This window comes from Grimontia sp. AD028, from assembly GCF_000973155.1.
Lineage (GTDB): Bacteria > Pseudomonadota > Gammaproteobacteria > Enterobacterales > Vibrionaceae > Enterovibrio > Enterovibrio indicus.
In genome coordinates this window covers 1-7560 of sequence record NZ_LASY01000129.1, presented here as the reverse complement: position 1 = coordinate 7560, position 7560 = coordinate 1, and the positions used below count along the sequence as shown (strand labels likewise).

General features: G+C 47.8%; 8 protein-coding genes. 2 read left to right on the top strand and 6 right to left on the bottom strand.

The annotated features are described in order from the left end of the window. Positions 1-127 precede the first annotated feature (127 nt). From RN22_RS21480 to RN22_RS21465, 4 genes are all read right to left on the bottom strand, one after another. Entirely contained in the window at positions 128-316 is a 189-nt protein-coding gene (locus RN22_RS21480; protein ID WP_002536416.1) for a DUF4250 domain-containing protein, read from the bottom strand. After that, the gene (locus RN22_RS21475) at positions 316-522 is read right to left on the bottom strand and encodes a YaeP family protein (protein ID WP_002536417.1); all 207 of its coding nucleotides are present in this window, start codon (positions 520-522) and stop codon (positions 316-318) included. Before RN22_RS21475 ends, RN22_RS21480 begins: the two co-directional genes overlap by 1 nt. An 81-nt stretch (positions 523-603) precedes the next feature. After that, a complete protein-coding gene (locus RN22_RS21470) occupies positions 604-1464 on the bottom strand; it encodes a GGDEF domain-containing protein (protein WP_002536418.1) in 861 nt (286 codons plus the stop codon). Positions 1465-1566: 102 nt separating this feature from the next. Continuing rightward, complete coding sequence (locus RN22_RS21465) at positions 1567-2718, bottom strand: patatin-like phospholipase family protein (RefSeq protein WP_002536419.1); 1152 nt, start codon at positions 2716-2718, stop codon at positions 1567-1569. A gap of 201 nt (positions 2719-2919) precedes the next feature. On the opposite strand from RN22_RS21465, the gene RN22_RS21460 reads away from it, so the two are divergent. Next, a complete protein-coding gene (locus tag RN22_RS21460) occupies positions 2920-3852 on the top strand; it encodes a diguanylate cyclase (protein WP_046307592.1) in 933 nt (310 codons plus the stop codon). A gap of 45 nt (positions 3853-3897) precedes the next feature. Here the strand turns inward: RN22_RS21460 and RN22_RS21455 are convergent, their stop codons facing one another. Next, entirely contained in the window at positions 3898-5613 is a 1716-nt protein-coding gene (locus RN22_RS21455) for a proline--tRNA ligase (protein WP_046307591.1), read from the bottom strand. 66 nt (positions 5614-5679) lie between these two features. Further along, positions 5680-6384 (bottom strand): tRNA (N6-threonylcarbamoyladenosine(37)-N6)-methyltransferase TrmO, encoded by a 705-nt coding sequence (gene tsaA, locus RN22_RS21450; RefSeq protein WP_046307595.1) that lies wholly within the window; start codon positions 6382-6384, stop codon positions 5680-5682. A 128-nt stretch (positions 6385-6512) separates the two neighbouring features. Between tsaA and gmhB the strand changes: the two genes are divergently transcribed. After that, positions 6513-7064 carry a D-glycero-beta-D-manno-heptose 1,7-bisphosphate 7-phosphatase gene (gmhB, locus tag RN22_RS21445; RefSeq protein ID WP_046307590.1) on the top strand — a complete coding sequence of 184 codons (552 nt, stop codon included), beginning with the start codon at positions 6513-6515 and terminating at the stop codon, positions 7062-7064. The last annotated feature ends 496 nt before the right edge of the window (positions 7065-7560 follow it).

Sequence of the window (7560 nt, the reverse complement as noted above, 5' to 3'; positions counted from 1 at the left end):
CTCGAGCATTTTTCCTGCGCTATCTCTGATCACCTACTCACTGTGATTGGTATAAAGGCGTTGAGTAAAACGCAGGGATAAAAAACGGAAGCCATCGCGCTTCCGTTTCCATTGAGTGTTGATGCTATTAGCGGAACTGGTTTTGATCAGCCATGTACTCGAAACCAGCAGTCGCAAGTTTTGCTTTCAGGGCTTCGGCATCAATATCGAAGTACTTCACCAACTCTTCCAAAGAAGAAAAATCGTCTCGTAACTTCATGTTCACGATACTCATCAGCATGATGGTATCCATACCTTCAAAGTTCTTGAGATCCATTATGCGTCCTCGTGGTCACTGATCAGCAGGTTAGCAGCGGCGAAAGCGGCTTGCTCACGCTTTTCTTCGGGAATCGTTTCATCAGACGCCACAGCGTCCAATGCGCGAACAGCACATGCGATAGCGCTAGGAATATAACCTTGTTCGCCACTGCCAATTTCTGAATAACGCTGACGGATCAAATCGCAACAATCGTAGACTTTCATAGCCACTCCTTGAAAAAAACTGCTGCCAATATAACGCAAAAAGGCTCCGCAATGGAGCCTGAAAGCATGATGAAACGTGGCTTAGCGGCGTTTATGTTTATTGCGGTACATACCGCGGTCAGCGCGTTCAAACATGGATACATTACTGTCACCCTGACGATAAGCCGAGCACCCCACAGAGCTGGAAATATTGTGTGCAGTCAGCAGTGGATCTTTTGCGATAAGGGATTTCAAACGCTCATTGACCAACTGTGCGGATTCGCGTGTTGCCGGCGTCAGGATAACCGCGAATTCGTCACCGCCTAAACGGTAACAACGATCTGAGGCTCGAATGGCTTCTTTAAGTAGTAGTGAGAAACGGCGCAGCACTTTATCACCATCAAGATGGCCGTATGTGTCGTTGACCTGCTTGAAGTTATCCATATCGAAAATCATCAGGATAAGGCCGTGATCATTTCGCTCTGTCATTGCAATCGACTGGCGAAGATCTTGCTCAAAACTGGTTCGGTTGTTTAATCCGGTTAAGCTATCAAGCAGTGCGAGGTTACGAACACGGTTGTATTCAATGGCGTTGCTTAGAGGGCCTGCAAGCAGACGGTGGTAGGTATGAATAAGCGCTATTTCATCATCATCAAGTTTATAAGGTGTGCTGTATTGGAGCATACCCAAAGAGTTATTTGCGAACTTGAGTGAGAAGGTTTGTCGATAGTCAGAGGTTCCGCCTCGGCGGACGATGTGGGAGATTTCGTCATGCTCCCAAATCAGGCGGGTGATATCGATTTGCTTTTCCAGTTCCCGGGTGAACACTTCGAATAAGGGATCAATTTCCAGGCGTCCCTGAAGCTTCTGCAACACCATTAAGCGCTGATCAGCACCCAGCGGAACACGGCGAGATTGAATCGCCGCTTTTTTAATCTGTTCCAGTTGAGTGCTCGTCGACATTGCTTCAGAAACCTATAACTATCACTGTTTATGCTTTAAACAACAAAAGCAAAAAGCGTTCCAGTTTTGGTGGTGCTTCTGTGCTTCTTCAGTGAGCAGGGATTACTCGTCAGAGAGAAAGGCTGCTAAATCGGATCGACGATTCTGAGCGTCTTGGTAGCCCATGTCAATTAAGTGGTTGATATATTTCGGCTCAAACAGCAGATAACTGGTAATGGCCGCATCTTCAACAGGACTGATGCCTAGAACTCTCATCAGACCTCTAACTGCAGTAGGCATATGACAATAGTAGCGCTCAACCAAAGGCTCAAAAGGTTCAGAAGGTGAAAGGTGGAAGGCATCGACTTGCCGCAGTGCCAATTTTTCAGCTTTAGATTTTGCCATGGCGCCGACCAGAGCATTCATGCGCTCTAAATGTTCCAGGTCAGCGGAAAGCGTGTCAGCAAAAATAGCATCCATTAAGTGCCCACCCAGACTCGCCAAGCCTGGCGCTTGTGCAAGGGCATGATTCTTTTGGGAACGTTTAGGGTTCAAGTCGATGATCAAAACCTTATCAGCCCCCATTTTCAGTGCAGGTCGGAGCGGCGCGATTTGGTGAACTGAGCCATCACCGTAATAGTTGTGCCCGATTTGCGAAGCAGGGAAAACGATAGGGATGGCAGAAGACGCCAGCAAGTGCTCAGTCGTTATCTGGCAAGGAATACCAATAGCGCGGGAGCGAGCCCAAGGTTCAATGCAAGATTGTCCTTGATAGAAGGTCACAGATTTACTGGTCTGGTAGTTTGAGGCAGTAATGGCTAGCCCTCGTAAATTCCCTGCAAGGATTTGATGCTCTATCTTGCTGTAATTTAATACATTATTAAGCAGTCCGCGCAGTGGCCGATTATCGAGAAGGCCAAAGGGAGGCGCGCAGTGATACTTAGCTTGCATGCGGGCGAAGCCTTGTCTGCCGATATGATGAAACATGCCAGAAAAGGAGCTTTGGAAGACATCCTTGGTTGTCAGGTTGGCCCAAAGCCAAGACAGTTTTTTGACGCCAAGTCGGAAACATGACGTATGGCAGGCAAGAGAGGTGGCATTCAACGCACCAGCAGACGTACCACAGTAAATGGTAAAGGGGCTGTGATGCACCCTTGGATACCATTCAGCGATCGCCTTCAACACGCCAATCTGATACGCCGCGCGCGCACCGCCACCCGTGAGTAAAAGGGCGGTGGTTTTGCGTGGAGTATTGGAGTGCGCGCTGGACGCCATAATCGTTACCTGCTTGATATCTCGTTATTTAAGTATGAACCAGAAGCCGTGCTTATGACGTTTTGATCTCTTTGATTTACCTGACGTTACCGACCGATTGTGATCTAGAGCTAAAAGACACTGATGGTTTTGTCATCGCTTCTTAGTAAGAGAACGACAGATGGTATATTTCAATTCAACAATATTCATAAAGAGTATGAGATGGCATTTTCTGTTCGCGTCCTTATTGCTGATGATGACAAGGCTTCGGCCAAGCTGGTAGAAGTATTACTTCGAAAGTGGGGTGTTGAGGTTATCGTCGCGCATGACGGTGTTGAAGCACTTGAGCACATTATGCAGCCAGAGCCGCCTTCTTTATTGCTGCTTGATTGGGAAATGCCAGGCTATAGTGGCATTGAACTCTGTCAGAAAATTCGTCAGATAGACACGTCAAATCCACCTTACATCATTATTTGTACCGCAAGAGACACGGCAGAGCATATCGCTGAAGGTCTAAATCAAGGCGCGAATGACTTCGTAACCAAGCCTTTCAATACTCAGGTGCTGAAAGCCCGAATCGAAGTTGGACGCAGAACGCTCGAGTTACAAGCGAGACTCGTGGATGCTATGACCCGTCTTGACCACCTTGCGAGCTTTGATGAGCTCACCGGGCTTTTAAACCGGCGCGCATTGTTCGAGCGTGTGCATGAGGATTTCTCACGGGCGATGCGAACGGATAGCCGGCTTTGTTTTGCGGTGTGTGACATTGACTGGTTTAAGCGCATTAATGACGAGCATGGTCATCCCGCAGGGGATGCGATTTTACGTCAATTAGGCGAGATTTTTAGTCGCCAATTACGCCCCTATGACAGGGTGGGTCGTATTGGAGGGGAGGAGTTCCTGTTACTTTTCAGTGTTAAAGATGCGGGGCGAGCCCATAAAGTACTGGAAAGGATACGGCAGGCTATTGAAGCGCATAGCTTTGAGTATCAAGGACAATTTATTTCTGTCACCATGAGCTTTGGGGCGACCTTTGTTATTCCGGGAGAGAAAGTGGAGCGGGTTGAAGATTATTTCAGCCATGCGGACAAGGCGCTATACCAATCAAAAGAGCGGGGACGGAACCTCGTTACATTCTTTGATAATTGCGTATAGAAAAAGCGCCTCCAATAGGAGGCGCTTTCAATTCAGTTAGCGGAATTAAGCCAGTTTCGCTTTCACGAACTCAACCATGTTTTCCATTTCAACCGGCACTTTTTCGCCGTCACGACGGTGCTTGTATTCAAACACGCCGCTGTCCATGCTGCGCTCACCGATGATGATAGTGTGTGGCACACCCGTTAGTTCCATGTCAGAGAACATCACACCTGGGCGTTCTTTACGGTCATCGAACAGAACTTCAACGCCCGCTGCGGTCAGATCAGCGTACAGTTTTTCTGCTGCTTCTTTAACGCGCTCAGATTTGTGCATGTTCATTGGAACAATAGCAACGGTAAACGGTGCAATCGCATCTGGCCAGATGATGCCGTTTTCGTCGTGGTTCTGCTCAATGGCCGCGGCCACAACACGTGAAACGCCGATGCCGTAACAACCCATTTCCAGAATGGTGTTCTTACCGTCAGCACCCAGTACGCCGCAGTTCATCTTCTCAGAGTAGTTAGTACCTAACTGGAAGATGTGACCCACTTCGATGCCACGCTTCAGAAGGATAGTGCCTTGACCACATGGGCTTGGGTCACCTTCAACCACGTTACGGATATCAGCCACTTCACCCAGCTCAACGTCACGACCCCAGTTAATGCCGAAGTAGTGTTTGTCGTCGATGTTCGCACCTGCGCCGAAATCACTCATTGCTGCAACACTGCGGTCAACAATGAAAGGAACGGTCAGGTTAACTGGACCCAGTGAGCCAGGGCCTGCATTTACAAGCGCACGAATTTCTTCTTCGGTCGCGAATTGTAGCGGCATCTCAACTTGTGGAAGCTTCTCAGCTTTGATTTCGTTAAGTTCGTGGTCGCCACGAACCAGCAGCGCAACCAGATCAGCATCAACAGCGTCAGACGCTTTCACGAACAGTGTCTTAACGGTTTTCTCGATTGGCAGGTCAAACTGCTCCACAAGCTGAGCGATGGTTTTCGCATCAGGTGTATCTACCAGCGTCATTTCCTGAGTTGGTGCAGCGCGTTCACCTGCAGGTGCAACGGCTTCTGCCATTTCAACATTCGCAGCGTAATCAGACTCAGTAGAGAATGCGATGGTATCTTCACCGCTGTTTGCCAGAACGTGGAATTCGTGTGAAGCAGAACCACCAATAGCACCTGTGTCAGCCAGCACTGGACGGTAATCCAGACCCATACGGTCAAATGCCGCACAGTAAGCAACGTGCATCGCTTCGTATGACTTTTGCAAGCCTTCTTTGTCGATGTCGAAGCTGTACGCGTCCATCATTGAGAATTCACGTGCGCGCATCACACCGAAACGTGGACGTACTTCATCACGGAATTTAGTCTGGATCTGATACAGGTTCAGAGGCAGTTGCTTGTATGAGTTCACTTCGTTGCGAACAAGAGAAGTGATCACTTCTTCTGCCGTCGGGCTCAGAACAAACGGACGCTCGTGGCGGTCAGTGAAGCGAAGTAGTTCAGGACCCATCTTTTCAGAGCGGCCTGTCTCTTCCCATAGCTCAAACGGCTGAACTACGGGCATCAGAGTTTCAATCGCACCTGCGTTGTTGATTTCCTGACGAACGATGTTTTCAACCTTTTGCAGTACGCGCAAACCGGTTGGCAGCCAGGTGTACAGACCTGAAGCCAGTTTGCGGATCATACCGGCACGCAGCATCAGCTGGTGGCTGATCACTTCTGCGTCGTTTGGCGTTTCCTTCAAAGTAGAAAGAAGGTATTTACTGGTACGCATCTAAGCTATCCGTTTATCTAATTACAGTATGGAGGGTATAAGGGCGTCATATTAACAGCGAGAACCCTATTCGCCAAAGGCTTCTATTGCTGTCACGGTGATTACAGGTTCAGCGACGGTAAACTTCACATTTAGGTCAAAGAGGTGGACCGCATACTCCTTGGTATCGGTTTTTCCTTTTTTATAGGCTGGGCGTGGATCCTGTGCGAGTACTTCACCAATCACCTGCTGCTTATTTTGGCCGCCTTTATCTTTGGCTAAAAATGCTAAAGGTTGAGCGTCAAACTGGATATCGAGTGTTTGAGGCGCTTCTGCAGCATATCCACCCGCAGCTTCTTCTATGGAATCCGAATAAGGGATATAAGGCTTGATGTCGATTACTGGCGTACCATCAACAAGATCGCAACTCCCAATATCAATGATTATTTTGCCACCTTCTTTACGAACCCCTTTCAAAGGCACGACCGACATACCGATACCGTTCGGTCTGAAGGTTGCGCGGCTGGCAAATACGCCAATACGCTCATTGCCACCCAAGCGGGGAGGGCGGACTGTTGGTGTCCAACCTTGCTCGAGGTTTTGGTCAAACAAGAAAAGAATCCAAAGGTGCGAGAATTGTTCAATACCACGCACTGTGTCTTCATTGCATGCTTCGCCTTCTAAAACGACAGATGCCAAAGCACTTGGCGCAAGTCCTGGTTGACGGGGGACGGCGAATTTCTCTTTATAAGGAGATTCAATATGACCGACGGGCGTCAGGGAATATTTCATGTTGGTTTTACTCATTAGGCTATCGGTGGAACTTTACCATACTCGTCAAGGTGGCCTAACAATCGTGGATGCTTGCGTTGGCAATGCGTGTCATAATCGCAGCGTAATAGTGTATAGAGGGTAGCGCTTTGGCTAGACCAGCGGTTTTTGTCGATAGAGATGGTGTGATCAACGTTGATCACGGTTATGTCAGTACAACAGATGACTTTGAATATATAGATGGCGTTTTCGATGCTTGCCGAGCATTGAAAGAAATGGGCTATCTCCTTGTGCTGGTGACCAATCAGTCTGGTATCGCTCGTGGCTACTATACGGAAGATGAATTTCTCAACCTGACTGAATGGATGGATTGGAACTTCGCTGACAAAGGTGTGGACTTTGACGGTATCTACTACTGCCCGCACCACCCTGAATATGGTGATGACAAATACAAGCAAGATTGTGATTGCCGTAAACCGAAACCCGGTATGTTTTTCTCTGCGCGAGACTTCCTCAAGATCGATATGGAAAACTCTGTCATGATTGGGGACAAGGCGGACGACATGCGTGCGGCAGGAGCGGCAGGTATTTCAACCAAGATTCTGGTTCGCACTGGAAAGACAGTATCAGAAGAAGGTGAAAAGCTGGCAACAGCGGTACTTGATAGTATTGCTGATGTGCCTGAATACCTGAAAAAGTGATATCTGAGATTAAAATCGGATTAAATAAAACAGAAAAAGCAGCCAAAATTGGCTGCTTTTTTGTCTCTTTGGTTGTCTTTTGAGCGTCTGAGCGTTTTTTTAGAAAAAAAGCCACTTTTTCATAAGAAAGGTATTGCCAACAAGAAATCTCTCCCTATAATGCGCTCCTCGTTGGCACGGCAAAGTTCGCAGCTAACACGAGGAAAGCAAAAGTGCTTGACTCGAAAAAAGAGTTGAGTTTAAATCTCACTCCGCTCAGCAAGGCTGAGCACGTTCTTTAACAATTTGACCTATGCAATCTGTGTGGGCACTCGTAGTTGATAGACAAAAGATTTATCGATGTTTACTGAGTGACCAAATCAAGTTGGTACAGCCTTGAGCTGTTTTGATTTCACTTTTTCAAAAGTGAAAACCAATAAGAGCACAGTCAATTCGTTCTGCTCTTTCTTTACTTTGTAGAGAGGGGTTAGAACACAACAGTATTTCATCGAGCCAA

Excerpts from the sequence above, each read along its gene's own strand:
- RN22_RS21480 (WP_002536416.1), bottom strand. The coding sequence starts at position 316 with ATGGATCTCAAGAACTTTGAAGGTATGGATACCATCATGCTGATGAGT.
- RN22_RS21475 (WP_002536417.1), bottom strand. The coding sequence starts at position 522 with ATGAAAGTCTACGATTGTTGCGATTTGATCCGTCAGCGTTATTCAGAA.
- RN22_RS21470 (WP_002536418.1), bottom strand. The coding sequence starts at position 1,464 with ATGTCGACGAGCACTCAACTGGAACAGATTAAAAAAGCGGCGATTCAA.
- RN22_RS21465 (WP_002536419.1), bottom strand. The coding sequence starts at position 2,718 with ATGGCGTCCAGCGCGCACTCCAATACTCCACGCAAAACCACCGCCCTT.
- RN22_RS21460 (WP_046307592.1), top strand. The coding sequence starts at position 2,920 with ATGGCATTTTCTGTTCGCGTCCTTATTGCTGATGATGACAAGGCTTCG.
- RN22_RS21455 (WP_046307591.1), bottom strand. The coding sequence starts at position 5,613 with ATGCGTACCAGTAAATACCTTCTTTCTACTTTGAAGGAAACGCCAAAC.
- tsaA (WP_046307595.1), bottom strand. The coding sequence starts at position 6,384 with ATGAAATATTCCCTGACGCCCGTCGGTCATATTGAATCTCCTTATAAA.